The organism is Micrococcus flavus, from assembly GCF_014204815.1.
Taxonomy (GTDB): Bacteria; Actinomycetota; Actinomycetes; order Actinomycetales; family Micrococcaceae; genus Micrococcus; species Micrococcus flavus.
The window spans coordinates 2,045,208-2,072,202 of the sequence record NZ_JACHMC010000001.1; the positions used below are offsets into that span (position 1 = coordinate 2,045,208).

The following is a 26,995-nucleotide window of genomic DNA, read 5'->3' on the forward strand; positions in this document are numbered from 1 at the left end:
AGGAGCCCCCATGAGCACCGCAGCCACCACCACCGCCGCTCCCGGCCCGGCCCACCAGGCCGCCCTGGACGGATTCGTCCGCAGCACCTCCCGCACCGGCACCTGGACCATGCTGGTCGGACTGCTCCTGTCCCTTGCCGGCCCCGCCTGGCTCTACTTCTTCACCGATCTCGGCGTCACGGGTCAGCAGATCCTCACCGCCTGGCTCCTCGTGGCCACCACCTTCGGCGTCCTGTGGATCGTCGAGCCCATCGCCTACTTCCCCGTCCTGGGATCCTCCGCGATGTACCAGGCGTTCCTGATCGGCAACATCTCCTCGAAGCTGCTGCCGGCCGCCGTCGTCGCCCAGGACGCCGTCAAGGCCAAGCCGGGCACCGCCCGCGGGGACATCGCCGCCGTCATGGCCATCTGCGGCGCCGCCATCGTGCACCTGACCAGCCTGTTCGTGTTCGTGGGCCTGCTGGGCACCTGGCTCGTCTCTCTCCTGCCGGCGGACGTCATGCTCGTGGTGAGCACGTACATCCTGCCCGCCGTGCTCGGCGCCGTGCTCGTCCAGGCCATCTGGTCCTACAAGGCCCCGCGCACCACGATCGTGGCGCTCGTGATCGGCGCCGCGGTCGCGTTCCTGCTGGTGCCGGCCCTCGCCCCGCTGTGGAAGCCCCTGGCGTTCCTGGGCACCCCGATCACGGTGATCCTCACCGTGGTGATCGCCTACCTCGTGCGGAGCCGGTCCGTGGCCGCCGAGCCCGAGACCGGCGAGCTCCACTACTGAGACCCTCGTAAGACCATCCCCGACCGATCGGAGGACCCGATGACCGACGTCCGCACCGCCCCCGCCCCCCTGCCCGCGTCCCTGCGCCTGGACGAGGCGCTCACCCAGACGCTCCACGAGGACTACGTCCACCTGCACCGCAACCCGGAGCTGTCCATGCAGGAGCATCGGACCGCCGCATGGATCGAGGCCCGGCTGGACGAGCTGGGGATCGAGCACGAGCGCGTCGGCGGGACCGGCGTCGTCGGGATCCTGCGCCATCCCGAGGGCGCCGAGGGGCGCACCGTGGCCTACCGTGCCGACTCGGACGCGCTGCCCGTGAAGGAGGACTCCGGCCTGGACTACGCCTCCACCGCCCGCGGCACCCTCCCGGACGGCACCGAGGTGCCCGTGATGCACGCGTGCGGCCACGACACCCACGTGGCCATGGGCCTGAGCGCCGCCCGCGTCCTGGCCCGCCACCCCGAGGCGTGGGCGGGCACCGTGGTGTTCGTCTTCCAGCCGGGCGAGGAGACCGCCGCGGGAGCGAGGGCCATGCTGGAGGACGGCCTGTGGGACCGGGTGCCGCGGCCCGAGGCCGTGATCGGTCAGCACGTGATGCCGGCCCAGGCCGGCACCGTGACGTACGTGCCCGGGGACGCCATGAGCCTGGCCGACTCGTTCAAGGTCGTCTTCACCGGCAAGGGCGCGCACGGCTCCATGCCGGACCGCTCGATCGACCCGATCCTGCTGGCCTCGCACGCCGTGACTCGCCTCCAGGGGATCGTCTCCCGCGAGGTGGCCCCCTCCGACCGCGCCGTGGTCACCGTGGGCACCTTCCATGCGGGCCTCAAGGAGAACGTCATCCCGGACACCGCGGAGATCGCCCTCAACGTGCGCACGCCCACCCCGGAGGCCCGGGAGAAGGTGTCGGCGGCCATCCACCGGATCCTGACGGCCGAGGCCCTCGCCTCGGGCGCGCCGGAGCCCGTGATCCAGCGCTACAACTCCTTCCCGCGCACCCACAACGACGTGGCGGCCACCGGCGCGGTCATGGCGGCCCTCGCCGCGGAGCTGGGCGAGGAGAACGTCACGGAGACGGCACCGCTGATGGGCTCCGAGGACGTGGGCGCCCTCGCCGACGCGCTCGGGGTCCCGCTCGTGTACTGGTTCCTCGGCGGGTTCGAGGGGGAGGGCTTGGCGGACAACCCCGCGAACCACACCCCGCAGTTCGCCCCGCTGATGGAGCCGACCCTGACCACGGGCGTGCACGCCGCGCTGGCGGGGCTGCTGCACTTCGTGGCCGCTGACCCCGGGGCGGGCCCCGTGGGAGCATGACGGCATGACGACGTCCTTCTTGCCGACCGCCCCCCTCACCCGCTCCCAGGAGCGGGCGCTGGGCCTGCGGCCCTCCGCCCTGGCCCCCGGCGGCCGGGTCTACGGTCCCGTCATGGCGGCCGCGCTGGCCGCCTCGACCCTGCCCGACCCGAACGGCGGGTCCCGCGCCCGCCGGGACCGGGTGCAGCGCGTGCTCGCGGCCGCCTCCGGCCTCTACGGCGCCGCCGAGGCCGGGGCCGCCGTGCGCTGCGCGCGGCTCGCGGCGGGCCGCCCGACCCGCGGCCGCGCCCGCCTCGCCGCCGCCGGGCTCGGCGCGGCGGGCGGCGCGGCCCTCGCCGGCCTCTCCCTGGCCGCCGCCCCGGTCAACCGCCGGGTGGACGCGTGGCTGGTCCGCGGCCTCGAGGCCGTCGGTGTGACCAGGCCCCGGTGGACCCTGGCCGGGCTGACCGCCGCGGCGGTCCTGGCCGGCAACGCCGCCGACCGCGCGGCCCGGCGCGAGGCGGTCGAGACGGCCCTGGGCCTGGCGGAGCCGGCCGCGGAGGGGGCGGACGGCGGGCTGGCCCTGGTGGACGTCCCCGTCGGCGCCCGCGCCGTCCTCGAGACGCTGCTGGACGCCGCTCCGGCCGGCCGGGCCGCACTGCCCGGCGGGGACGCCCTGCGCGCTCAGCTGCCGCACGTCCGCGCCGCCGACCTCGGCGAGGGCGTCACCTTCACGGACTGGCTGCCGCTCGTGGTCGCCGACGACGCCACCGTGGAGCGGGCCGTGCCCCACGACTTCACGTGGCCCGTGCGCGCCCGGTTCGAGCACGGCGGGGCGGAGTTCGAGCTGACCCTGCGCGTGGTGGACGGCGAGCTCGGCGCGCTCGCGGTCGAGCCTGTGGACGAGACGCGTGACGAGTCCTGGGAGGCCCGCGCCACGCTCGAGCGCTGGCCGCGGGTGGACGAGGTGCGTCTCGTGGTCGACGGCGCCGCCCGCACCTCCGCCTGAGCCCCGCCCCGGCGCGGGCCGGACGCGGCCCGGAGGGCGCTGACTAGACTGGGGACGCCCCGTCGGCCGTGCGCGCTCGGCGCGGACCCCGGGGCGTCCCCCGCCCTCGTCCCCCGGAGCCCCGCCATGACCACCCCTGCCCCGGTCACGTCCACCGCCCGCGCCCGCCGCAAGGCCGCCCGCGCGGCCGCCGGGCCCCGCCCGCGGCTGCGCATGGGCCTGAACGGGTTCCTCGTGGCGTGGCTGCTGCCGAACCTGCTGATGGCAGCGCTCGTGCTCGTGATGACGCTCATTCCGTCCCTGCAGGAGCTGGGCTCCCTGACGCCGCTGCTGACGGTGGTGGGCGTCGCCGGTCTGGTGATCGGCCTGCCGCTGTGCCTGCTGGTCAACTGGGCGTTCCGCCACGTGCTCAACCAGTGGGTGCATGTGCTCGCGTACGCGCTGGTGGGCATGCTGTACGGGCTCGTGGTGCTCACCCAGGGCGCCGGCGGCATCCTGCCGATGCTCATCCCCGTGATCGGCTTCCCGGCGGCGGTGCTCATGGGCCTGGGCCGGCTCGCCGCCCGGCCACTGGTGCGTGTGGAGCACCCGGACGACGACGCGACCCCCGCCTGACCCGGAGCCCTCCTGCCCCTGGACACAACGAGAGGGACGATGATCCGTGGATCATCGTCCCTCTCTCAGAGCTGACGTCCGGGGCCCGCATCCCCTCAGGCATGTATCCCGGCTCGTGAGGCTCATCATGTGCACCGTCTCATGGGGCGTGTCCCAGTCTAGAAAGGGCAGGAGGATCACGACACTGGCCGAAGGTGCAGACTTCCGGTTGTCAATGTGATGTACATCACACTGTGTTTGCCGCCCTCCTGCATCGTCGGCCCGCCCGGTTCAGGAGGGGCGGTGGTGGGGGACGCTCGCACGGACCCGCCAGCCGCCCGGTGCGGGTCCGGCCTCGAGCCGTCCGCCGAACGCCTCGATGCGGTCGCGCATGGAGGCCAGGCCGATCCGGGAGGAGTTGCCGTCGGGGTCCCGAGGACCGCCCTCCGGCACGGAGTTGAGCACCTCGAGCACCACGTCCGGCCCCTCGACCGCGATGCACACGCTGCACCGCTGACCGGGCCCGGCGTGCTTGGCCACGTTGGTGACGGCCTCCTGCATCACGCGGTACAGCGCGGCGCGGACGCCCAGGTTGAGGTCCAGACTGCCGATGTCCACGCTGGCCTCGGCGTCGACCCCCGCGAGCCGCAGCTCCTCGGCCATGCGACGCGCGCCGGCGCCCAGCTGCGCGACCGTGGCGGCCTCGTCCGTCTCCCCGGTGCCGGGGGCCGGGACGGGCTCGATCACCCCCTCCTGCTGCAGCACGGACAGCATCCGTCGCAGGTCCACGAGCGCCTCCCGCGCCGAGTCGCCGACCACGCGCAGTACATCCTGCGCGGCCTCGGCCGTGCCGAGGTAGGCCGCCGCGCCCGTCTGCATGGAGATGATCGTGAGGTTGTGGGCGACGATGTCGTGCAGGTCGCGTGCTAGGATCCGGCGCTCGCGCTCCGCCGCCTCGCGCGCCCGGCGCTCCGCCTCCGCGAGCCGCTGCCGGTGGAGCCGACGCTGGTGGTGCATGTGACGGATGTAGCCGCCGATCCCCGCTCCGCCCAGGGTCAGGGGGGCGGAGACCCACAGGACCCGCATGCCGTCCCCCGCGGTCCAGGGCAGGATGAGGAGCCAGCCTGCACCGAGGGCGACCGCACCCCAGGCGAACGCGGCGGAGCGCGCGGTGGCCAGCACGGCCGCCAGGAGCACGGGCAGCATGAGCATCGGCAGGACCGGATCCGCCCCGGCCGCCACCATCAGCACCACGGGCAGGAGGAGGGCGAAGGCCACGGTGGTGCGCCACCACTGGGCCAGGAACGCGACCGCCACGAGCAGCAGGGCGGCGGAGTCGAGGACGGAGCCCTGCCCGCCCGCGCGCTGGGCGATCAGCAGATCGGACACGGTGGACGCCACCGCGACCACGGAGCCGAGCACCAGGTAGAGGCGGCCCGCCGGGAGCGCATCCCAGAACTCGACGCGGGCTCCGTCGTCCTTCGGCAACGAGGCGAGGGCCGCCGATCCGGTCGACCGACGGCCCCGTGGGAGGGTGGCGCTCAGCCGCAGAACAGGCCCCAGCGCTCGCAGAACAGGCGCTTGGCGGAGTCGCTGATGCCCGCCGGCAAGGCCTCGAGCTCGGTCGACGCGCTCTCGGCCGTCACGGCCACGGCGCCGGCGGTCGGCGAGGGGGAGGCGGCGGCACCGGGGGCGCCGACCAGGGAGGCCGCGGCGAGGACGATGGCGGCGGAGGCGAGGCGGGTGCGATGGCGAGTGACCATGGACACAGCGTAACCCGCGCACAGAGCCCCCTGAGGTGCGACGGGGCCGGCCCTTCCGTCTCCTCCCCCTCGCCGGGCCGATCGGCCTACCCTGGGGTCATGTCCCAGAGTCCCGGAACCGCCACCGAGGACATCCGCGTCCTCATCGCCGACGACCAGCCCCTGATGAGCGGCGCCCTGCGCATCATGGTCGACTCCACGCCCGGCCTCACGTGCGTGGGCGTCGCCGCCGACGGGGTGGAGGCCGTCGAGGTGTGCGACGCGACGCCCACCGACGTCGTCCTGATGGACATGCAGATGCCCCGCATGGACGGCGTGGAGGCCACCCGGCGCATCGTCGCGGCCCACCCCGAGACGCGGGTGCTGGCCATCACCACGTTCTCCTCGGAGGACTACCTGGTGCCCGCCCTGCGCGCCGGCGCCGCGGGCTACCTGCTCAAGGACGCTCAGCCGGCCACCGTGCTCGGGGCGGTGCGGGCGGTCCGGCGCGGCGAGTCCGTCCTCTCCCCCGCGGTGGCGCAGAAGCTGATCGCCGCCGTCGAGACGGAGCGCCCCGCCGTCGGCGCCCTCGAGGTGCAGCCCGGCGACCCCGACGGCTCGGACCTGACCCCGCGGGAGCGCGAGGTGCTCGGCCTGCTGGCCCGGGGACGCTCCAACCCGGAGATCGCGGCCGAGCTGCACGTCTCGGAGTCCACCGTGAAGGGCAACCTGGGGCGGATCATGGACAAGCTCGAGGTCCGCGACCGCGTCCAGGTGATCATCCGGGCCGCCCAGCTCGGGCTCGTGACGCTCTCCCTGGACTGACGGGCCGCGCGGCAGCGGGGCCGCGCGACGCGTCAGCGGACGGCGAGGGCGTTGCGGCGGGCGTTGAGGTCCCGGAGCACACCCAGGCCCTTCTCCACCGCGGGGTCCGCCGTGGCCAGGAGCTTGTCCTTGGCCGGGGCGTAGGCGATGTCCGTGAACGTGCCGCGGGAGGCGTCCAGGCCCTGGATGGTCTGCTGCACGAGGCGTACGGAGTCCACCGCGTCCGCGTACGCCACGGAGGTGGCGTCGATCTCGGTGAGGGTCTCTGCCTTGGGAGTGGCGGGCGTCTGCTCCAGGGCGGTGGTCGCCTCGTACAGCCGGTAGCCGAGGGTGCACTGCGTGTCCCGGTCGTAGAGGCCCACGCCGTTGTCCTTACTCCCGGCGGTCTGCGCCACCCGGTTGGCCTCGGCGATCTCCTCCTCGGTCTCCCCGTCCACGCCCAGGCCCGTGGGGGCCGCCATGCCCTCCTCGGCCATGGCCACGTTGACCTTGTCCCCGCCGATCTCGAAGACGGCCGCCTCCCGGCCCTCGGGGGCACCCTCCTCGCTCGTGTCCACGCGCACGGTGGCGCCCTGCGGCAGGCGGTCCCGCAGCCACACGTAGGCCTCCTCGCCCATGCAGTGCTCCGGACCCACCCGGTAGCCCTCCGGGTTGCGGATCGCCGACCGCACGCCCGCCATGGTGAGGGTCCGCTCCTGGCCGTCCGCGTTCACCACCACCGTGTTCCCGTCCACCACGTTGACCACCTGGACGGTCCTGCTCTCCAGGACCATGCCGCGCACCACGGTGAGGGCGCCGAGGGTCAGCAGGAGCGCCGCCACGATGAGGAAGGCCAGGAGGGCCTTCTTGGGCACGCGGGCCTGGGCGGCGACGTGGGTCATGGCACTTCCTCGGGACGGACGGCGGGGGACGGACGGCGGCGGGCGGCGCCCGTCGGGGGACGGGGACGGCGAGGCCCGGAGCCCGAGTCTAGCGAAGGGCTCCGGGCCTCCCGCCCGGCGACGGCGCCGGCGGGGAACCCCTCCGGCGCCGCGCCGTCAGCGCGCGCGGGTGTAGAACGGCAGGGCGACCACCGTGAACGGCTCGCCCCTGCCGCGCAGGTCCACCTGGAGGGAGGTGCCCTCGGCGGCGACGTCGCGGCGCACGCGCGCCAGGGCGATCGGGTGGCCGAGGGCCGGGCTCGGTGCGCCCGAGGTGACCTCCCCCACGGTGTTCCCGTCGGCGTCGAGCACGGGGTAGCCGTGGCGGGCCGCGCGGCGGCCCTCCCCGCGCAGGCCCACGAGGACCTCCTCCACGTCGTCCTTGCCGACGAGCGCGTCCCTGCCGACGAAGTCGACCTCCTTGGACGCGGGCACCGCGAAGCTCACGCCCGAGGCGTGCGGCTGGTGGGCGGTGTCCAGCTCGTTGCCGTACAGCGGCATGCCGGCCTCGAGGCGCAGCGAGTCGCGCGCGGCCAGGCCGCAGAGGGTCAGCTCGATCCCGGCGGCCTCGGCCGCGCGCACGACCGCGGTCCACACGGCCGAGCCGCGGTCCCCCGCCTCCGCGGAGGAGGAGGCCGGCAGGAACAGCTCGAAGCCGTCCTCGCCGGTGTAGCCCGTGCGGGCCACGACGGCGGTGACGTCGCCGGCGTCCGTGGGGACCGTCAGCGTGAGGTGGCCGTAGTACGTCAGCTCGGCGAGCTGCTCGGCCGCCTGCGGCATGAGCTGCGCCAGGACCGCCTCCGAGCGGGGGCCCTGCACGGCCACGAGGGACGTGCGGGAGGACTCGTCCTCCACCGTGGCGTCCCAGCCGGAGGCACGCTGCGTCAGCGCGGTGACCACGGCGGAGATGTTGCCCGCGTTGGGCACCACCATGAACTCCTGCTCCCCGCCCGCGGCTCCGTCGTCCATCCGGTAGACGATCAGGTCGTCCAGGATGGTCCCGGCGTCGGTCAGGCAGAGCGCATACTTGGCGCGCCCCGGCTTGAGGGTGGACAGGGTGCTGGACAGCGCGTGGTCCAGCATCTCGCCGGACTGCGGCCCGGACACCCGGACCTCGCCCATGTGGGAGAGGTCGAAGACGCCCGCGGACTCGCGGACGGCCCGGTGCTCGGCCAGCTCGGAGCCGTACTTGAGCGGCATGTTCCAGCCGCCGAAGTCGGTGAACGTGGCACCGGCGGCCTCATGGACGGGGTGGAGCGGGGAGTTGCGTGCGGAACTGGGCATGACGGGATCCTCTCAGTGGCTGGTCGAGGCGGCCGCGGAGGCCGGGATCGGCACCGGGTCCGCGGGGGCCTCGGCCGCGGCCTGCTCGAAGGCCTCCGGCGGCGGGCAGGAGCAGACCAGGTTGCGATCGCCGTACGCGCCGTCGATGCGGCCGACCGGCGGCAGGTACTTGTCCTCCAGGAGGGAGGGCAGCGGGTAGAGCGCCTCCTGCTGCGTGTACGCGCGGTCCCACGTGCCGGTCACGGCGGAGGCCAGGGTGTGCGGCGCACGGCGCAGCACGGACTCCTCCACGGTCTCCGGGGTGGTGGCGGTGATCTCGCCGTGGATGGAGACCATGGCCTCGATGAACCGCTCGATCTCCGCGAGGTCCTCGGACTCGGTGGGCTCCACCATGAGCGTGCCGGCCACCGGGAACGCCAGGGTCGGCGCGTGGAAGCCGTAGTCGATCAGCCGCTTGCACACGTCCTCGGCGGTGACGCCGTGCTTCGCGGTCAGCTCCCGCAGGTCGAGGATGCACTCGTGCGCCACGAGGCCGTCGTTGCCCGTGTAGAGCGTGGGGTAGTGGTCCCGGAGCCGGCGCGCGATGTAGTTCGCGCTGACCAGGGCCTGCGCGGTGGCCTCGCGGAGGCCCTCGCCGCCCATCATGGCGATGTACGCCCACGAGATCGGGAGCACGCCCGCCGAGCCGTGCGGCGCGGCGGTGACCAGGTTCTCGCGGGAGGGCAGGAACGGCACCAGGTGCTCGCCCACCGCCACCGGGCCGACGCCGGGGCCGCCGCCGCCGTGCGGGATGCAGAAGGTCTTGTGCAGGTTCAGGTGGGACACGTCGCCGCCGAACCGGCCGGGCTGGGCCAGGCCGACGAGCGCGTTCAGGTTGGCGCCGTCGATGTACACCTGGCCGCCCGCGGCGTGGACCTTGTCGCACACCTCGCGCACGTCCGCGTCGAACACGCCGTGCGTGGAGGGGTAGGTGATCATGATCGCCGCGACCCTGCCCTCGTTCGCCGCGAGCTTCGCGTCGAGGTCCTCGGCCGAGATCGTGCCGTCGTCGGCGGTGGCGACCACCACGACCTTCAGACCCGCCAGGACGGCGGAGGCCGCATTGGTGCCGTGCGCGGAGGCGGGGATCAGGCACACGTCGCGCGCGCCGTCGTCGTTGGCCAGGTGGTACTGGCGGATCGCCCACAGGCCGGCGAACTCGCCCTGGGAGCCGGCGTTCGGCGCCACGGAGACGCCCGCGTAGCCGGTGATCTCCGCGAGACGCTCCTCGAGGTCCTTGATCAGGAAGCGCCAGCCCTCGGTCTGGTGGTCCGGGGCGAAGGGGTGGATGGCGCAGAACTCCGGCCAGGAGATGGACTCCATCTCCGTGGTGGCGTTGAGCTTCATGGTGCACGAGCCCAGCGGGATCATCGTGCGGTCCAGCGCGAGGTCGCGGTTCGCCAGCTTCGTGACGTAGCGGAGCATCTGGGTCTCGGAGCGGTGGGTGTTGAACACCGGGTGGGTCAGGTACTCCGAGGTGCGGCGCTGGGCCTCCGGCACGCCCGGGGTGGCGACGGCGCCCTCGTGGGCGGCGGCGGGCAGCGAGCCCACGTCCACGCCGAACGCGTCGAGGACGGCGATGAGGTCCTCGTCCACGGTGGTCTCGTCGCACGCGACGCGGACGGTGTCCGCGTCCACGAGGCGCAGGTTCACGCCGTTCTCCTCAGCCGCGCGCACGATCTCCTCCGCGCGGCCCGGGACCTCGAGGGTCAGGGTGTCGAAGTACTCCGCGTGCGCCACGGTGACGCCGCCGTCCGCGAGCGCCGTGGCCAGTCGATGGGCCTGGGCGTGGGCGTGGCGGGCGATCGCGGCGATGCCCTGCGGACCGTGGTAGACGGCGTACATCGAGGCGACGATCGCCAGCAGCGCCTGCGCGGTGCAGATGTTGGAGGTGGCGTTCTCACGGCGGATGTGCTGCTCGCGGGTCTGCAGGGCCAGGCGGTAGGCGGGGCGGCCGGCGTCGTCGTGGGAGACGCCCACGAGGCGGCCGGGGAGCTGGCGCTGGATGCCCTCCTTGACCGCCATGAAGGCGGCGTGGGGGCCGCCGAAGAACAGCGGGACGCCGAAGCGCTGGGACGAGCCGATCGCGATGTCCGCGCCCTGCTCGCCGGGGGGCGTGATCAGGGCGAGCGAGAGGATGTCCGCGGCGATCGTGACGAGGGCGCCGGCCTCCTTGGCGGCGGCGATCGCGGCGGCGTGGTCGCGGATCCGGCCGGAGTCGCCCGGCTGCTGCAGGACGATCCCGCACAGGCCCTTGGCCTCGACGTCGGCGCGCAGGTCCTCGGGGATGCCCGCGGACAGGTCCACCACGCGCACGTCCAGACCCACGGCCTCGGCGCGCATCAGGGCGACGGAGCGGGTCTGCGGGAACAGGTCCGCGTCCAGGAGGGTGATGCCGTCCGCCTTCTTGCGGTTGGCGCGGTGCATCAGGAGCACGGCCTCCGCGGCGGCGGACGCCTCGTCCAGGAGGGACGCGTTGGCGATGGGCAGGGCGGTCAGGTCCTGGACCATCTGCTGGTAGTTCAGCAGGGCCTCGAGGCGGCCCTGGGAGATCTCCGGCTGGTAGGGCGTGTAGGCCGTGTACCAGGCGGGGTTCTCGAGCACCTTGCGCAGGATCACACCGGGGGTCACGGTGTCCGAGAAGCCCTGGCCGATCATCTGGGTCTTCACGACGTTGCGGTCCGCGATCTCGCGCAGCTGCTCGAGGGCGGCGGCCTCCGTGAGCGGGGCCGGCAGGTCGAGGGGCGACTCCTGGCGGATCACGGCCGGCACGGCGGCGTCCACGAGCTCCTCCACCGAGCCGTAGCCCAGGGTCTCGAGCATGTGCTGGACGTCGGCGTCACGGGGGCCGATGTGGCGGGAGACGAACGGGGCCGAGGCGGTGTCCCGCGGCTCCGTGGTGGTCTGGGGGCTGGTCACGAGTACCTCCGGGGTCCTGCCGCGCGTGCGGCGTGGCTCTGCTCCTCCCCGCTCTGTCTGCCGCCGCGGCCGGCCGGGAGGCCCATGCCGCAGGCGGTCCCGGCGGCCTGCGGATGCGGGCGCGTCACGGGACGCGTTCCAGAGCGCCATGTACCCCGCACGGTCCTGGATGCCTGAGAGATTCCCGGGGAGGTCTTGCTCCTTCGGCGGCCGGACGACGGGGGGTGACCCCGGCCCGACGCTCTCCCACGCGGGGCGTTGTGACGTCGCCGACAGTATTCCACACGGGCTCCGGGGCGGGGCCCGGAAGGAGGACGGGCGGGCGGCCACCGGTTGCCCCGGAGCGCGGGGGTCCGCGCCGGGACCTCGTCCCGGCTGCAGTACCGCGACCACCAGGAGGCCTGCTACTGCATCGCCGGCAACGGGTCCGTGGTGGAGCCGGACGGGACCGTCCATGAGATCGCGCCGGGCGTGGTCTACGCCCCCCCCGAGCACGAGGCGCACGACCTGCGTGGTGGGACGGAGGGCCTGCACCTGGTGTCCGCCTTCAACCCGCCCATCACCGGGGACGAGAAGCACACCCTCTCCGAGGACGGCTACTCCAGCTACTGACCGGGGTCCCGCCCTTCCCTGCTCCGCCCGGCCCCCGCTCCACCCGGCACCCGCCTAGGGTGACCGGGTGAGCTCCCACCAGACCCCCGCCCCCGGCCGCGCGCCGCGTCGCCTGCCGGGCGCGGGGGTCTGCGCGCTGCTCGCCTTGGCCTGCCTCGGCCTTGCGACGGCGGTGCACCCCTGGGCCCCCGCGCTCAGCCCGCTGCTGCTGGCCATCCTGGCGGGGGTGGCCTGGCGGAACCTGGCGCCCGTCCCGGCGGTCCTGGCCCCCGGCGTGGCGTTCGCGGCGAAGCCCGTGCTCCGTGCGGGCATCGTCCTGCTCGGCCTCCAGCTGGCGTTGCCGGACGTGCTGGCGCTCGGGCCGGGCGTGCTCGCCCTGGTGGTCGCCGTCGTCGGGCTGACGTTCGCCGCGGCCGTGGCCCTGGGGCGGGCGCTGCGACTCCCCGAGGACCTCACCCTGCTCGTGGCCTCCGGCTTCTCCGTCTGCGGTGCCGCCGCCGTCGCCGGGGCCGACGCCGTGGTGCGCGCCCGGCGCGAGGCGGCCGCCACCGCGATCGGGCTGGTGGTGCTGTTCGGCACCTCGATGATCCCGCTGATGCCCGCGCTCGCAGGGGCGACCGGACTCGGCGAGCGCGCGGCGGGCCTGTGGATCGGCGCGTCCACCCACGAGGTCGCCCAGGTGGTGGCGGCCGGCGGGATCGTGGGTGCCGGTGCGCTGCAGGTGGCGGTCACCGTGAAGCTCGCCCGCGTGCTGATGCTCGCCCCCGTCCTCGCGGGGCTGGGCTGGTGGCGGCGGCGCGCCGACGCACGCGCGGTGGCGGGCCTCGGCACCGGCGACGGCACGGCCCTCGACGCCGGCGCCCCCGCCTCCCCCGGCGTGGCGCGCCCGCCGCTCGTGCCGTGGTTCGTCGTCGGATTCGTGGCGCTGATGCTGGTGCGCTCCACGGGCCTGGTCCCGCCGGGAGTCCTGGACGCGGCGGCGTGGGGACAGCAGCTCCTCCTGGCCACGGCGATGGTGGCGTTGGGACTCGGCGTGGACCTGCGGGAGGTCGCGCGGCTGGGCCCCCGGCCGCTGGTCCTCGGCGCGGGGACGACGGCGGCGGCCCTCGCCGTCGGCGGGGCGGGGGCGGCGCTGCTCGGCTGATCCCCTGCCCCGCTCCGACCGCCCTTCCCCCGCTCCGCGGTCACGTCCTGAGGCATCCGGCTCCCGGATGCCTCAGGACGTGGCCGCGGAGCCCTGGACGGTGGGGCTCAGACGAACGCCGAGATCCCCGTGAGCGCACGCCCCACGATCAGGGCGTTGATGCTGTGGGTGCCCTCGTAGGTGTAGATCGCCTCGACGTCGCCCATGAAGCGGGCCATCTCGTAGGAGGCCACGATCCCGTTGCCGCCCATGGCGTCCCGCGCGACGGCGGCGGACTCCCGCGCCAGGCGGGTGGAGGTGGCCTTGGCCGCGGCGGCGTGGACCATGTCCAGCGTGCCGTCCTCCTGCAGCCGCTGGATCTGCATCATCAGGCCGGTGCTGGCGGCCAGGTTCCCGGCCACCTGGGCGATCGCGGCCTGCACCAGCTGGAACTTCGCCAGGGGCTTGCCGAACTGGGTGCGGCTGAGCGAGTAGTCCCGCAGCACGCGCAGGATGCCCTGCTGCGCGCCCACGCCCTGCCAGCCCACCCAGGCCCGGGAGTCGCGCAGCATCTCGCGGGTCGCGTCGAAGGAGCCGGCCCCGGGGAGCAGGCCGTCGGGGCCGAGGCGGACGTCGTCGAACACCATGTCCGCGTTCTGCATGATGCGCAGGCCGAGCTTGCCCGTGATCTTGGTGGCGGAGAAGCCGGGGGCGTCCGTCGGGACGAGGAAGCACTTGACCTCCCCGTCGGAGGTGTCCTTCGCCCACACGAGCGCGACGGCGGCCACCGTCCCGGCCCCGATCCACCGCTTGGCGCCGCGGAGGACCCAGCCGTCGCCGTCGGGGGTGGCGGTGGTCTCGACGCCGCCGGCGATGTCCGAGCCGTGGTCCGGCTCGGTGAGGCAGAACGCCCCGAGCGCCTCGAACCGGCGCAGGGCGGGGACCCAGCGGTCCTTCTGCTCCTGCGTGCCGAACCGCTCGATCGAGCCGACATTGAGCTCGTTGTGGATGCCCACGAGCGCGGACAGGGAGAGGTCCACCCGGGCGATCGCCACGTGCACGAGGTTCTGGAAGAGCCGGGAGGCGCCCAGGAAGTCGAGCTCGCCGAGCCCCTGGTCCGCGAGACCGGGCAGCAGCTCCATCGGCAGCGTCTCCGTGTTCCACGGCTCAGCCAGGTGCGGGCGGACGTGCCCCTCGAGGTGCGCCTCGATCCCCGCGAGCCGCTCCTGCTCCTCCGGGGACAGGAGGGAGCGCAGGTCGAACAGGTCGACGTCCGGCAGGGACGTCTCGGGGGAGGGGGTCATGCGTCGGCTCCTTGGACGGGTGTTCGGCAGGGGGCGGGACGGGCGGCGCGCTGGGCGCTGCGTGGGCACTGCATCAGAGAATTCCCTTTACCGATTATAGGACTTCCACGTACATTCCAGAGTGTCGCACATCACACCCGGCGCACCATCGAGCATCCGCTCCCCCTCCGCCGGGGCCCCCAGCCAGGAGGACGCCGATGACCACCGCTTCCGTGACCGACCGGTTCCGCGCCGCGCGCGACCTGCTCGTCGAGTGCCAGGAGGACTATGAGCGCGCCCGCGCCGAGTTCGAGTGGCCGCGCTTCGAGCACTTCAACTTCGGCTTCGACTGGTTCGACGACCTCGCCGCCCGCCCGGACCGTGCGGACACCCCGGCACTGATCATCTCCGACGCCGGGGGCGGCCACCTCTCCCGCACGTTCGCCGAGCTCTCGGCCTCCTCCAACCGCGCCGCGAACTGGCTGCGGGAGCAGGGGATCTGCGCCGGGGATCGCGTGATCCTCATGCTGGACAACCAGGTGGAGCTGTGGGAGCTGATGCTCGCGTGCATCAAGCTGCGCGTGGTGATGGTCCCCACCACCACGCAGATGACCGCCACGGACCTCGCGGACCGTGTGGACCGGGCCGAGGCGGCCTGGGTGGTGGCCTCCGCCGAGAACCTCGCCAAGTTCGCCGGGGTGGGCGAGGGCCTGCGCCTCGTGCACGTCCCCGGCGTCGCGTCCGAGGGCGCCGCCCGCATCGCCCTCGAGGTCGCCGGCCACACCGTGCTCTCCTACGACGACGCCGCGGCCGCCTCCCCCGACCTCGCCCCGGACGCCCCCACGCCGGCCGACGAGACCCTGCTGCTGTACTTCACCTCCGGCACCACTTCGAAGCCGAAGCTCGTGGAGCACACCCACACCTCCTACCCCGTGGGCCACCTGACCACCGTGTACTGGATCGGGCTGGAGCCGGGCGACGTCCACCCCAACGTGGCCTCCCCCGGCTGGGCCAAGCACGCGTGGTCCAACTTCTTCGCCCCGTGGATCGCGGAGGCCACGATCTTCGTGCACAACGCCCGCAAGTTCGACCCGGTCGCCCTGATGGCGGACATGGACGAGTTCGGCGTGACCTCGATGTGCGCCCCGCCCACGGTGTGGCGGATGCTCATCAAGGCGGACCTGTCCCTCCTGAAGACCCCGCCGAAGAAGACGATCTCCGCCGGCGAGCCGCTCAACGCCGAGGTGATCGACCAGGTCCACCGGGCATGGGGCACCACCATCCGGGACGGCTTCGGCATGACGGAGACCACCCTGCAGGTGGCCAACACCCCCGGCCAGAAGCTCGTGATCGGCTCGATGGGCCGCGCCCTGCCCGGCATGGACGTGGTGCTGATCGACCCGCTCACCGGCGAGGAGGCGGCCGAGGGCGAGATCTGCCTGCGGCTCGAGCCCCGTCCCGTGGGCTTGCTCACGTCCTCCTTCGGCAACCCGGAGAAGACCGACGAGGTGTTCCGGGACGGGGTGTTCCACACCGGGGACATCGCGTCGCAGGACGCGAACGGCGTGCTCACGTACGTGGGTCGCGCGGAAGACGTCTTCACGTCCTCCGACGACAAGATCAGCCCGTTCGAGCTGGAGTCGGTCCTGGTCCAGCACCCCGCGGTCGTCGAGGCGGCGATCGTCCCGACCCCGGACGAGCTGCGCCTGGCCGTGCCGAAGGCGTTCGTGACCCTCGCGGCCGCCTACGAGCCCACCGCGGAGACGGCGCGGGACATCCTGCAGCACGCCCTCGACCAGCTGCCGCCCTACAAGCGGGTCCGCCGCATCGAGTTCCTGGAGCTGCCGAAGACCATCTCCGGCAAGATCCGCCGGGTGGAGCTGCGTCGGGCGGAGGTCTCCCGGGCCGAGACCGGAGAGGCGCCCGAGGGCTTCGGCACGGAGTTCCTGGAGGAGGACCTGGACCTGAGGCGGTGAGGTCGCGCCCCTTAGGATGAGCCGAATGAGCCCCCGTCAGCCGTTGCCCAAGGACCCCATCGCGGACGCCCGCGGACAGTGGGAGCGCCGCGGCTGGACGGAGGAGGCCGCACCGATGGCCGCCGTCACCTCGATCATGCGCGTCCAGCAGATCCTCCTGGCCCGCACGCAGGCGGCACTCAAACCCTTCGGCCTCACCTTCGCGCGCTACGAGCTGCTGGCGCTGCTGAGCTTCTCCCGCGAGGGTCGGCAGCTCATGTCCCGCGTGGGCGCCCTGCTGCAGGTGCACCCCACGTCCGTGACCAACGCGGTGGACCGCCTCGAGGCTGCCGGCCTCGTGGAGCGCCAGCCGCACGAGACGGACCGCCGCGCCCTGGTCCTGGCCCTCACGCCGGAGGGGCGGCGCGTGGCCGCGGAGGCCACCGCCGCCCTCAACGCGGAGGTGTTCGCCCGGACCGGCTTCACGGAGGACGACGTCACCCGCCTCAACGAGATCCTCACGCGGTTCCGGGCGCAGGCCGGCGACTTCGAGGCCGAGGGCGCCTGAGACGTCACGCGGCCCGGCGGCGGGTCAGCGGGGCTCGAGGCGCACGGCGCCGTCGAGCCGGATGGTCTCGCCGTTGAGGAAGGGGTTGGCCACGATCTGCTCCACGAGCAGGGCGTAGTCCTCGGGGGCGCCCAGCCGCGCGGGGTGCGGGGTCTTGGTGGCCAGCGACTCCCGGGCGGCCTCGGGCAGGCCGGCCATCATGGGGGTCTCCATGAGGCCGGGGGCGACGGTCACCACGCGGATCTGCGACGAGGCCAGCTCGCGGGCGGCGGGCAGGGTCACGGAGTGCACCGCACCCTTGGACGCGGCGTACGCGATCTGGCCGATCTGGCCGTCGAACGCGGCCACCGAGGCGGTGTTGACGATGACGCCGCGATCCTCGCCCCACAGTTCCTGCTCCCTCATGGCAGCGGCGGCGCGGCCCATCATGGTCACGGTGCCCACCACGTTGATGGCGAGCACGCGGCTGAGCACCTCGGCGGACAGCGGACCCTCACGACCCACGAGCTTGCCGGGGGTGGCCACGCCGGCGCAGTTCACGAGCACGCGCAGCGGTCCGGCCTCGAGGGCGGCGGCCACGGCCTCCTCGGCGGTCTCCTCCCGGGTCACGTCCCCGGTGACGAACCGGGCGCGGTCCCCCAGGGACGCCACGGCGTCCGCGCGCAGGGTCTCCCCCTCACGGTCCGGCAGGTCCACCACCACGACGGCGGCGCCCGCCTCCGCCAGGCGCCGCGCGGTGGCGTGGCCCAGGCCCGAGGCCCCTCCGGTGACGATCGCGCTGGCGCCTTGCAGATCCATCGACTCGCGACGTGCCATGGGTGTCCCCTTCCTCCGCCGGAGATCCTCCGGCAACAGATAGTTGCATGTCCTACGTTGTGGGCCTACGTTAGCCGAACAGAGACGCGGATCACATCCCCGGGCCGTCGTCGGCCCGGGCACGCTTCGACCGCCCCGCTCGACGAGGAGACGCCATGTCCCAGCAGATCATCCCCCACTTCATCCACGGCGAGCGCACGGCGGGCGACGGCGCCCGCACCGCGGACGTCTTCAAGCCGGCCACGGGCCGGGTGCAGGCCCGGGTGGCCCTCGCCTCGCCCGAGGAGGTGACGCAGGCGGTCGACTCCGCCGAGCGCGCCTTCAGCGAGTGGTCCGCGCTCAACGCGCAGCGCCGCGGCCGCATCCTCCTGAGGTGGGTGGACCTGATCACCGAGCACATGGACGAGCTGGCCACCCTGCTCTCGAAGGAGCACGGCAAGACGTTCCCCGACGCCCAGGGGGACGTGCAGCGCGGCATCGAGGTCGTGGAGTTCGCGGCCGGCGCCCCGCACCTGCTCAAGGGCGAGTTCTCCACCTCGGCCGGCGCCGGGATCGACGTGCACTCGCTGCGCCAGCCGCTCGGCGTGGTCGCCGGCATCACCCCGTTCAACTTCCCCGCCATGATCCCGCTCTGGAAGGCCGGCATCGCCCTGGCCGCGGGCAACACGTTCGTGCTCAAGCCCTCCGAGCGGGACCCCTCCGTGCCGGTGCGCCTGGCCGAGCTGGCCCTCGAGGCCGGCATGCCCCCCGGCGCGCTCAACGTGGTGCACGGGGACAAGACCGCCGTGGACGCGCTGATCGACGACCCGCGCGTGCAGGCCGTGGGCTTCGTGGGCTCCACCCCGATCGCCCAGTCCATCTACGAGCACGCCGCCCGCCGCGGCAAGCGCGCCCAGTGCTTCGGCGGCGCCAAGAACCACGCCGTGATCATGCCGGACGCGGACCTGGAGAGGGCCGCCGACGCCCTGATCGGCGCCGCGTTCGGCTCCGCCGGCGAGCGCTGCATGGCCATCTCCGTGGCGGTGCCCGTGGGCGAGGAGACCGCCGACCGTCTCGTGGCCCTGCTCCGCGAGCGCATGGCCGACCTCACGGTCGGGCCCTCGCTCGAGGAGTCCTCCGACTTCGGCCCCGTGGTCTCGCGGGACGCGAAGGAGCGGATCGAGGGCCTCATCCAGGTGGGCGTGGACGAGGGCGCCGAGCTCGTCGTCGACGGCCGCGGCGTGCAGGTGCCCGGCCACGAGGAGGGCTTCTACGTGGGCGCCACCCTCTTCGACCGCGTGGCCCCGGACATGCGGATCCACCGCGAGGAGATCTTCGGCCCCGTGCTGTGCGTGGTCCGCGCGGCGGACTACGAGGCGGCGCTCGCGCTGCCCAACCACCACCAGTACGGCAACGGCGTGGCGATCTTCACCCGCGACGGGGACACGGCCCGCGACTTCACCACCCGCGTGCAGTGCGGGATGGTCGGCGTCAACGTGCCGATCCCCGTGCCGATCGCGTACTACACGTTCGGCGGGTGGAAGGCCTCCGGGTTCGGCGACCTGAACCAGCACGGCACGGACGGGCTGACGTTCTACACGAAGACGAAGACCGTCACCACGCGCTGGCCCTCCGGGGTGCGCGAGGGCGCCAGCTTCGTGATGCCCGCCGGCTCCTGACCCGCCGACCCACCCTCCAGGAGGAGACCATGACCACCGTCCTGTTCCTCGGCCTCGGCCACATGGGCGGCCCGATGGCCGCCAACCTCGCCGCCGCCGGCCACCGCGTGCTCGGCTTCGACCTCGTCCCCGCGGCCCTGGAGGCGGCCCGTGCCGCCGGGGTGGAGGTCGTCTCGGACACCGCCGTGGCGGCGGCCGAGGCCGACGTCGTCCTCACCATGCTGCCGAACGGCCGCCTCGTGCTGGACGTCTACCGCGGCGATGACGGCGCGCCGGGGCTGCTGGCCGCCGCGCGTCCGGGCACCGTGTTCCTGGACTGCTCCACGATCGAGGTGGCCCAGGCGCGGGAGGCCGCCCAGGCGGCCGAGGCGGCGGGGATGCGCGCCGCCGACGCCCCGGTCTCCGGCGGGCAGGTGGGCGCCGAGGCCGGCACCCTGGCGTTCATGGTGGGCGCGTCCGAGGAGGTCTTCGAGGAGATCCGCCCGCTGCTGGAGGTCATGGGACGACGGATCGTGCACTGCGGCGGTCCCGGCCTGGGCCAGGCCGCGAAGGTCTGCAACAACATGGTGCTCGGCATCAGCCAGATCGCGGTGGCCGAGGCGTTCGTGCTCGGTGAGCGTCTCGGGCTGGACCACCAGGCGCTGTACGACGTGATGAGCGAGGCCTCCGGCCAGTGCTGGGCCCTCACCACGAACTGCCCCGTGCCCGGCCCGGTGCCGACCTCCCCTGCCAACCGGGACTACGCCCCGGGATTCGCCGGCGCGCTCATGCACAAGGACCTGACCCTTGCCCTGCACGCGCTGGACGACCAGGGTGTGCAGGGAGGCCTGGGCCGCGCGGCCCAGGAGATCTACGAGCGCTACGCGGCGGGCGACGGCGCGTCCCGGGACTTCTCCGGGATCGTCGAGACCCTCCGCGCCGCAGGGAAGGACGCCTGAGCCATGACCGAGCAGAGCACCCCGCAGGAGACCGCCGCCGAGTCCCCCGTGATCGTCAGCCGAGAGGGCCGAGTGGGCCGCATCCGGCTGAACCGTCCGAAGGCGCTGAACGCGCTCGACGCGGCGACCATGGAGGCCGTGGTGGCCGCCGCCGTCGCCTTCGACGCCGATCCGGAGGTGGGCGCGATCCTGCTGCTGGGCTCGGAGAAGGCCTTCGCCGCCGGCGCGGACATCAAGGAGATGAAGGACAAGGACGGGTCCGAGATGTACGCGGCGGACTGGTTCCGCCGCTGGGAGGACCTCACCCGCCTGCGCATCCCGATCGTGGCGTGCGTGCAGGGCTACGCCCTCGGCGGCGGCTGCGAGCTGGCCATGATGGCCGACGTGCTCGTGGCCGGGCGATCCGCGAAGTTCGGCCAGCCGGAGATCACCCTCGGCGTGCTGCCGGGCATGGGCGGCTCCCAGCGCCTGACCAAGTCCGTGGGCAAGGCCAAGGCCATGGACATGGTGCTCACCGGCCGCATGGTGGAGGCCGAGGAGGCCGAGCGCATGGGCCTGGTGTCCCGCCTGGTGGCGGACGAGGACGCCGTGGCCACCGCCGAGGAGGTCGCCGCGACGATCGCCGGGTTCTCCAAGCCCGCCGCCATGATGAACAAGGAGGCCGTGCTCAACGCCTTCGAGACCCCGCTCACCCAGGGCCTCGTGTTCGAGCGGCGCGTGTTCCACGGCCTGTTCTCCTCGGCGGACCAGGCCGAGGGCATGGCCGCCTTCGCGGAGAAGCGCCCCGCGGAGTGGACGCACCGCTGACCCGCGCGCACCCCGCCGCCCGCATCGAGACCCCAGGAGGACGCATGACCGAGCAGACCGCACCCGAGCAGGAGATCCTGACGGAGGTGGCCGACGGCGTCGGCCTCATCACCCTGAACCGTCCGAAGGCCATGAACGCGCTCTCCCGCGGCATGGTGGTGGCGATCCGCGAGCAGCTCGAGGCGTGGTCCGAGGACGACGCGGTGCGCGCCGTCGTGCTGCGCGGGGCGGGTGAGCGCGGCCTGTGCGCCGGCGGGGACGTGAAGACCCTGCACGGGATGATGACGCAGGGCCGGGCCGCCGAGGCCATGGGCTACTTCCACGACGAGTACCGGATGAACCACGCGATCGCCGCGTACCCCAAGCCGTACGTGGCGCTCATGGACGGGTTCGTGCTGGGCGGCGGCGTGGGCGTGTCCGCGCACGGCTCGCACCGCGTGGTCACCGAGACCACGAAGCTCGGCATGCCGGAGACCGGCATCGGCTTCACGCCCGACGTCGGCGGGTCCTGGCTGCTGGCCCGCGCGCCGCACCGCCTGGGCCGCCACCTGGGCCTGACCTCGGAGTTCGCCACGGGGGCGGACGCGATCGCCCTGGGGTTCGCGGACACCCTGGTGGCCTCCTCCGACCTGGACGCCGTGGTCGCGGACCTGCGCGCCGCGCTGCGCGGAGCCGACGCTGCGGAGGCCGAGGCGGCGGTGGACGCGGTGCTGGCCCGGCACGCCCAGGAGCCCGGCGAGGCGCCGCTGATCAAGGCCGCCGCGTGGCTCGAGCCGGCCTACGCGCACGACACCGTGGAGGAAGTCCTCGCGGAGCTGCAGCGGGTGGCCGCCGAGCACGACGACGCCGCGGTGCGCGAGCACGCGGCCGGGATCGTGCAGACGATCCGCGCCAAGTCCCCCACGTCCGTGAAGGTCACACTCGAGGCGCTGCGCCGGCTCGAGCAGATCGAGGACGGGGACGTGCGGGACGGCCTGCGCCAGGAGTACCGGATCGCCTCCCACATGGTCCGCCGGCACGACATGGCCGAGGGCATCCGCGCCCAGCTGGTGGACAAGGACCGGAACCCGCAGTGGGACCCGGCCACCGTGGAGGAGGTGGGCGACGACGTCGTGCAGGCCCACTTCGCCGAGCCGGCCGACGGCGAGCTCGCCCTGCACTGACCCTCCCTCTCGCTTTCGCACGCGGAACAGGCCCTGTTCCGCGTGCAAAAGCGCCGATTCGCCCGACTCCACGTGCGAAAACACGCCGCCCCGGTAGGCTCGGCCCGTGCCGACCACGACCCCCGCGACCCGACCCGACCCCGCCACCGACCCGCGCCTCAACGGGCCCCGCCGCCTGCCGCTGGGCCGTCCCGAGCAGCTGTCGGGCCTGCGCCGTCGGGAGACGGTCCGGCTGACCCCGGAGGGGGACCTGCACCCCGCGGACTGGGAGATCGGCCCGTGGACCCGGGACCTGGACGGCCGCCCCACCGGCGCGGCCACGTGCGTGGCCGTGGACAACCTCACCGCGGTGACCCTGCACTGGGCCGCCGAGAACGCCATGACCGCGGTGGTCACCACGCAGCTGCAGATCAACGTCCTGCGCCCCCTGCCGGCCTTCGACCCGGCCGACCCCGCCGACCGGCCCCGCCTGGCCATGCTCGGCGTCCCCCTGATGCACGACTCCCTGGGCGGCGCGGCCCGCGGCCTGCTCGTGGACGACGCCGGCACCCCCTATGTGGAGGCCACCGGCTGGTTCCAGGCCGTGGACGGCATCCAGTCGGCCGGCCGGGAGGCGTTCATCGAGCGGGCCGCCCGGCCGATCGCCGAGGCGGACCGGGACTCGATGGCCACGGTGACCGCCGTCGTCGCGGAGACCGTCCCCGCGCCGCGCCCGGGCGAGCGTCCCGCGGTGACCGAGGACGCGGTGGAGGGGCTGCGGTTCCGGCACGAGCCCGCCCTGGACAATCCCGGGGCCATGACGCACGGCGGCATCCAGACCATGCGGGCCGTGCTGGCCGCGCAGGCCGCCCTGCCGGACCGGCAGGAGTACGACGTGCAGGCCGTGCAGGTGGTGTTCGCCCGCCCCGGGCTCGGCGAGCAGGTGGCCCTGACGCGCGTGCGGCACGCCGGCCGGAGCCTGCGGATCGTGGAGGTGGAGCTGGTGGGCATGGACCCGGGGACCGGCGCGCCGCTGGCCGGCAGGCCGTCCATCCAGGCCCAGGTCAGCTTCCGCGCCGCGCAGCGCTGACCCCGCCCGGCTCCTCGGGCGGGGTCTGCCTGCTCAGCGCCCAACGCGCCCGAACCGCTCGGCCACCGGGGAGACGATCGCGGGCTTCAGCAGCACCCACGCCGCCGCCGTCACGGCGCAGGCCCCGAGGAACGCCACGAGGCCCCACGCGTCCGCGGCGTCCCGTGCCAGGAACATCGTGTTGAGGTTGTGCAGGACGCCGGAGAGCAGTATGAGCGTCACGTGCACGACGATGAACGCGACGAACAGCACCATCACCGGGAAGTGCACCCGACGGGCGAGCTCCATGGGGAACGCCCGGTTCAGGCCCGCGTTCTCGGCGGGCCACCAGCTGGACATGCGGAACCCGGTCACGGCGGCCAGCGGCGCCAGGACGAAGACCACGCCGGCGTAGGCCGTCATCTGGAGGGCGTTGTAGTGCACCCAGCCGTCGTGGGCGGGCCAGTCCAGGGTGGCGTACTGCAGCGCGGTGGAGGCCATGTGCATCGGGGTGGCCGGATCCGTGGGGATCAGCCGCATCCAGTGCCCGGTGGCGAAGACCAGCACCACGAACACCAGGCCGTTGAGCAGCCACAGCGCGTCCAGGGCCTGGTGGATCCAGATGGTCAGGGAGAACTTCTTGCCCGTGCTGCCGGGCGGGGCGAACAGGCCGGGCTTCGTCGGGGTGAAGTTGGCCGGCGGCCGCGTCTCCTGCCGCACCTGCAGACCCGTGCGGATGATGAGCACCATCAGGAACGCGTTCAGGAAGTGCTGCCAGGCCAGCCACGCCGGGATGCCGACGGGCGTGGCCTCCGGGTGCACGGGAACGCCCGGGTACCGGGCCACGAACTCGGCCACCGCGGGCACGGTGATCAGCCAGCGCGCGCCGAGCACGGCCAGCAGGCCCAGCACGACGACGCCGCCCACCGCCACGCCGAGGCGTCGCCGCAGCGACGGGGCGGGCTTGTCCTTCTCGCCCCGGGATGTGCGTGCAGACGCGGGCGGGGAGGGGACGGACGAGGCCGGCGGGGCCTCGCGGGTGGCCGCGGCCGTGGCGGCGGAGGCGCCGGAGGCGGCCGGATCGGATGCGGGTGCCGGGGCCTCAGCCGCGGGTGCCGGGGCCTCAGCCGCAGCTGGGGCCGGCGTCACGGGTTCGGCCGACACCGCCTGCGCGACAGGCTCGACCGTCACGGTCGGGGCGGCTGGCGCCGCCTCGGGGACGGGGGCGACGGGCGGCTCCACGGCCATCGGCTCCGCGGCCGCCGGAGGCCAGGGGATGCCGCGGAAGGCGGTGTACCCGGCCATGCGGCGGCCCGGTTCGCGGGCTGGGGAAGTCATGGACGCCGCCGCGTCCGACGATGTGGGGACGGACGGCGCGACGGGGGCGGCCTCCGGCGCGGGTGCGGGTGCGGTCGCGACAGGCGCCTCCTCCGCGGCGAGGGCGCTCGCCGGGACCACGTCCGGCACGGCGGACGCGACCGGCGCCGCCGTCGTCCGCGGCGGCCACGGCGTCCCACGGAACGCGGTGTAGCCGGCCATGCGCTGGCCCGGCCCATGGGCGGCGACGGGCTCGGCCGCAGACGCCGGGGCCACCGTCGCCGCAGGGGCAGCGTCCACGACCGCCGTGCGGTCGGCCTCGACCGGCGCGGCCGGCACACGGGCGGGCGCGGACGCCGTCGTCGTCGTCACCGGCTCGGCCGGGACGGCCCCGGCGGGAGGCCAGGGCGCGCCTCGGAACTCGGTGTACCCCTGCATGCGCTGCGGCACGGTGCGGTCCCCTTCCCGGGAGAGGCGGCTCAGCCGCGGCGGGCGTCGAGCCGGGCGATCAGCTGCGGGACGACCTCGAACACGTCGCCCACCACGCCGAAGTCGGCGTGGTCGAAGATCTCGGCGTCCTCGTTGGAGTCGATGGCCACGATGGTCTTGGAGGTCTTCATGCCGGCCAGATGCTGGATGGCCCCGGAGATGCCCAGGGAGATGTACAGGTCCGGCGCCACGATCACGCCGGTCTGGCCCACCTGCCGGTCGGCGCTCGTGAAGCCGGAGTCGACGGCGGCGCGGGAGGCGCCCACGGCGGCCCCCAGCGCGTCGGCGAGGGGCTCCACGAGGGTGGTGAACCCCTCCTCCGAGCCCACGCCGCGGCCGCCGGCCACCACCGTCTTGGCGGTGCGCAGCGCGGGGCGGTCCGAGGACATCTCCACCGGATCGGAGGAGCGGATCTGCGCGCCCGCGGCGACGGCCCGCTCCCCCACCTCGAGCGGCCGGACCTCGGGGGCGGCCACGGGCTGCGCCCGCTCCTCCACCGCGCCCGGGCGCAGGGTGACGATGTTGGGCCCGCCCTCCACGGTGGACTCGGCCAGGACATCGCCGCCGAAGACGGAGTGCTGGGCGACGATCTCGCCGTCCTGACGTCGCAGCGCCACGGCGTCCGCGGTGACGGCGCCGTGCGCGCGCACGGCCAGGCGGCCGGCGATCGTGCGGGACTCCGGGGAGTTGGGCAGCACCACGGCCTCGGGCAGCACGGCCTCGATCGCGGCGGCGAGCGCGGCCACCTCGGCCGAGCCCATCGTGGTGCCCACGTGCTCGGACACGGCGGTGTGCACGACGACGGCGCCCAGCTCGCCCAGACGGGCCACGAGGGCGTCCGGGGCGGCGTCGCCGGCGGCGTCCGGGGCGGTCACGAGGACCGCGTGCGGCACGCCCACCTGGGCGGCCGCGCCGAGGGCGTCGGCCACGGCGGCGCGCAGGGTGCCGGCCGCCGTCAGCTCGGCCAGCACCACGACAGGGGTGTTCGGGGTGTCGGTCATGACGTCTCCTGGGGTGAGTCGCGCGGGGTCAGACGAGGCGGCGCTCGGCGAGGAAGGCGACGACCTGCTCGGCCGCCGTGCCGTCGTCGACGATCTTCGGCCCGGCCTGGCGCTCGGGGCGCGCGGCGGCCGAGACCATCACGGAGCGGCGGTCCGCCTCGAGCGGGCCGGCGGTCAGGCCCAGGTCCGCGAGGGTGAGGGTCTCGAGCGGCTTCTTCTTGGCCGCCATGATGTTCTTGAAGTTCGGGAACCGCGGCTCGGCCGTCTTCTCGGTCAGCGCCACCACGGCGGGCACCGGCACGGCGGCCTGCAGGCGGGCGTCCTCCGTCACGACGGTGCCGGTGATCTCCTCGGCCGTGATGGCGATCGCCTCGGCGTGGGGCAGGATCGGCCGGTCCAGGGTCTCGGCCACCATGGCCGGGACCACACCGGAGCTGCCGTCCGTCGAGAGGTTGCCGGCCAGGACCACGTCCGCCCCGATCCGCTCCACCGCCGCCGCGAGCACGCGGGCCGTCTGCCACGCGTCGGACCACGCGAGGGCCTCGTCGGTGACGTGCACTGCGGCGTCGGCACCCATGGCCAGCATCTTGCGCAGCGTCTTGGTGGCGTCCGCCGGGCCCATGGTCACGGCCACGATCTCGGCGTCCCCGCCGGCGTCGCGGTGGCCCAGGGCCACCTCCATGACGCGCTCGTTGATCTCGTCCGGCACGGGCTCGGCGGCACCGTCACGGACCACCATGCCGGTGTCCATGTCCAGGGTGCGGTCCTGCCAGGTGTCCGGGACCTGCTTGGCCAGAACGGCGATCTTCACGCGCGA

General features: G+C 74.1%; 24 protein-coding genes and 1 riboswitch. Of the genes, 14 read left to right on the forward strand and 10 right to left on the reverse strand.

The window, feature by feature from the left end:
* The first annotated feature begins 10 nt into the window (after positions 1-10).
* From BJ976_RS09450 to BJ976_RS09465, 4 genes are all read left to right on the forward strand, one after another.
* Positions 11-772, forward strand: coding sequence for a hypothetical protein (locus BJ976_RS09450; protein ID WP_135030937.1), 762 nt, complete (start codon positions 11-13; stop codon positions 770-772).
* 39 nt (positions 773-811) lie between these two features.
* Complete coding sequence (locus BJ976_RS09455; protein ID WP_135030938.1) at positions 812-2,089, forward strand: amidohydrolase; 1,278 nt, start codon at positions 812-814, stop codon at positions 2,087-2,089.
* 4 nt (positions 2,090-2,093) lie between these two features.
* Positions 2,094-3,077 (forward strand): hypothetical protein, encoded by a 984-nt coding sequence (locus BJ976_RS09460; RefSeq protein WP_184231849.1) that lies wholly within the window; start codon positions 2,094-2,096, stop codon positions 3,075-3,077.
* A 126-nt stretch (positions 3,078-3,203) separates the two neighbouring features.
* Complete coding sequence (locus BJ976_RS09465; protein WP_135030707.1) at positions 3,204-3,692, forward strand: hypothetical protein; 489 nt, start codon at positions 3,204-3,206, stop codon at positions 3,690-3,692.
* A 270-nt stretch (positions 3,693-3,962) separates the two neighbouring features.
* On the opposite strand, the gene BJ976_RS09470 is transcribed toward BJ976_RS09465, so the two are convergent.
* Together BJ976_RS09470 and BJ976_RS09475 are read right to left on the reverse strand one after the other, a co-directional pair.
* Positions 3,963-5,159 (reverse strand): sensor histidine kinase, encoded by a 1,197-nt coding sequence (locus BJ976_RS09470; protein WP_135030706.1) that lies wholly within the window; start codon positions 5,157-5,159, stop codon positions 3,963-3,965.
* Between the two features lie 53 nt (positions 5,160-5,212).
* Positions 5,213-5,434: a hypothetical protein gene (locus BJ976_RS09475; protein ID WP_167736961.1), complete on the reverse strand. Its 222-nt coding sequence runs from the start codon at positions 5,432-5,434 to the stop codon at positions 5,213-5,215.
* A 99-nt stretch (positions 5,435-5,533) separates the two neighbouring features.
* Between BJ976_RS09475 and BJ976_RS09480 the strand changes: the two genes are divergently transcribed.
* Complete coding sequence (locus BJ976_RS09480; protein ID WP_135030711.1) at positions 5,534-6,238, forward strand: response regulator; 705 nt, start codon at positions 5,534-5,536, stop codon at positions 6,236-6,238.
* Between the two features lie 32 nt (positions 6,239-6,270).
* Here BJ976_RS09480 and BJ976_RS09485 read toward each other — a convergent pair whose 3' ends face one another.
* The 3 genes from BJ976_RS09485 to gcvP all read right to left on the reverse strand — a co-directional run bounded on the left by BJ976_RS09485 (position 6,271) and on the right by gcvP (position 11,400).
* Complete coding sequence (locus BJ976_RS09485; protein WP_135030705.1) at positions 6,271-7,119, reverse strand: thermonuclease family protein; 849 nt, start codon at positions 7,117-7,119, stop codon at positions 6,271-6,273.
* 156 nt (positions 7,120-7,275) lie between these two features.
* A complete protein-coding gene (gene gcvT / locus BJ976_RS09490; protein ID WP_135030704.1) occupies positions 7,276-8,442 on the reverse strand; it encodes a glycine cleavage system aminomethyltransferase GcvT in 1,167 nt (388 codons plus the stop codon).
* A 12-nt stretch (positions 8,443-8,454) separates the two neighbouring features.
* Complete coding sequence (gcvP, locus tag BJ976_RS09495; RefSeq protein WP_184231850.1) at positions 8,455-11,400, reverse strand: aminomethyl-transferring glycine dehydrogenase; 2,946 nt, start codon at positions 11,398-11,400, stop codon at positions 8,455-8,457.
* A 150-nt stretch (positions 11,401-11,550) separates the two neighbouring features.
* Positions 11,551-11,659: riboswitch (glycine riboswitch) on the reverse strand.
* A gap of 74 nt (positions 11,660-11,733) precedes the next feature.
* Between gcvP and BJ976_RS09500 the strand changes: the two genes are divergently transcribed.
* Positions 11,734-12,012: an ectoine synthase gene (locus tag BJ976_RS09500; protein ID WP_135030702.1), complete on the forward strand. Its 279-nt coding sequence runs from the start codon at positions 11,734-11,736 to the stop codon at positions 12,010-12,012.
* A gap of 67 nt (positions 12,013-12,079) precedes the next feature.
* Complete coding sequence (locus BJ976_RS09505) at positions 12,080-13,156, forward strand: YeiH family protein (RefSeq protein ID WP_135030701.1); 1,077 nt, start codon at positions 12,080-12,082, stop codon at positions 13,154-13,156.
* 107 nt (positions 13,157-13,263) lie between these two features.
* On the opposite strand, the gene BJ976_RS09510 is transcribed toward BJ976_RS09505, so the two are convergent.
* Positions 13,264-14,439, reverse strand: a complete 1,176-nt coding sequence (locus tag BJ976_RS09510; RefSeq protein ID WP_135030700.1) for an acyl-CoA dehydrogenase family protein — start codon at positions 14,437-14,439, stop codon at positions 13,264-13,266.
* A gap of 197 nt (positions 14,440-14,636) precedes the next feature.
* Between BJ976_RS09510 and BJ976_RS09515 the strand changes: the two genes are divergently transcribed.
* Positions 14,637-16,394, forward strand: a complete 1,758-nt coding sequence (locus BJ976_RS09515; protein ID WP_135030699.1) for an AMP-binding protein — start codon at positions 14,637-14,639, stop codon at positions 16,392-16,394.
* Positions 16,395-16,419: 25 nt separating this feature from the next.
* On the forward strand, positions 16,420-16,941 hold the full coding sequence (locus tag BJ976_RS09520; protein ID WP_135030698.1) for a MarR family winged helix-turn-helix transcriptional regulator: 522 nt from the start codon (positions 16,420-16,422) through the stop codon (positions 16,939-16,941).
* Positions 16,942-16,965: 24 nt separating this feature from the next.
* Here BJ976_RS09520 and BJ976_RS09525 read toward each other — a convergent pair whose 3' ends face one another.
* On the reverse strand, positions 16,966-17,739 hold the full coding sequence (locus tag BJ976_RS09525) for an SDR family NAD(P)-dependent oxidoreductase (RefSeq protein WP_135030710.1): 774 nt from the start codon (positions 17,737-17,739) through the stop codon (positions 16,966-16,968).
* A 173-nt stretch (positions 17,740-17,912) separates the two neighbouring features.
* On the opposite strand from BJ976_RS09525, the gene BJ976_RS09530 reads away from it, so the two are divergent.
* The 5 genes from BJ976_RS09530 (at position 17,913) to BJ976_RS09550 (ending at position 23,392) form a co-directional block, all read left to right on the forward strand.
* Positions 17,913-19,415: a CoA-acylating methylmalonate-semialdehyde dehydrogenase gene (locus tag BJ976_RS09530; protein ID WP_135030697.1), complete on the forward strand. Its 1,503-nt coding sequence runs from the start codon at positions 17,913-17,915 to the stop codon at positions 19,413-19,415.
* A 29-nt stretch (positions 19,416-19,444) separates the two neighbouring features.
* A complete protein-coding gene (gene mmsB / locus BJ976_RS09535) occupies positions 19,445-20,353 on the forward strand; it encodes a 3-hydroxyisobutyrate dehydrogenase (protein ID WP_135030696.1) in 909 nt (302 codons plus the stop codon).
* A 3-nt stretch (positions 20,354-20,356) separates the two neighbouring features.
* Positions 20,357-21,160: an enoyl-CoA hydratase-related protein gene (locus BJ976_RS09540; RefSeq protein WP_135030695.1), complete on the forward strand. Its 804-nt coding sequence runs from the start codon at positions 20,357-20,359 to the stop codon at positions 21,158-21,160.
* A gap of 44 nt (positions 21,161-21,204) precedes the next feature.
* On the forward strand, positions 21,205-22,323 hold the full coding sequence (locus BJ976_RS09545; RefSeq protein WP_135030694.1) for an enoyl-CoA hydratase/isomerase family protein: 1,119 nt from the start codon (positions 21,205-21,207) through the stop codon (positions 22,321-22,323).
* Positions 22,324-22,429: 106 nt separating this feature from the next.
* Positions 22,430-23,392: a hypothetical protein gene (locus BJ976_RS09550; protein WP_229667484.1), complete on the forward strand. Its 963-nt coding sequence runs from the start codon at positions 22,430-22,432 to the stop codon at positions 23,390-23,392.
* Positions 23,393-23,425: 33 nt separating this feature from the next.
* Here BJ976_RS09550 and BJ976_RS09555 read toward each other — a convergent pair whose 3' ends face one another.
* The 3 genes from BJ976_RS09555 to BJ976_RS09565 are packed head-to-tail and all read right to left on the reverse strand — an operon-like array spanning position 23,426 to position 26,989.
* A complete protein-coding gene (locus BJ976_RS09555; protein WP_229667487.1) occupies positions 23,426-25,138 on the reverse strand; it encodes a cytochrome b/b6 domain-containing protein in 1,713 nt (570 codons plus the stop codon).
* 29 nt (positions 25,139-25,167) lie between these two features.
* Entirely contained in the window at positions 25,168-26,178 is a 1,011-nt protein-coding gene (locus tag BJ976_RS09560; protein WP_135030693.1) for an electron transfer flavoprotein subunit alpha/FixB family protein, read from the reverse strand.
* A 28-nt stretch (positions 26,179-26,206) separates the two neighbouring features.
* Positions 26,207-26,989 carry an electron transfer flavoprotein subunit beta/FixA family protein gene (locus tag BJ976_RS09565; RefSeq protein ID WP_135030692.1) on the reverse strand — a complete coding sequence of 261 codons (783 nt, stop codon included), beginning with the start codon at positions 26,987-26,989 and terminating at the stop codon, positions 26,207-26,209.
* Positions 26,990-26,995: the final 6 nt, after the last annotated feature.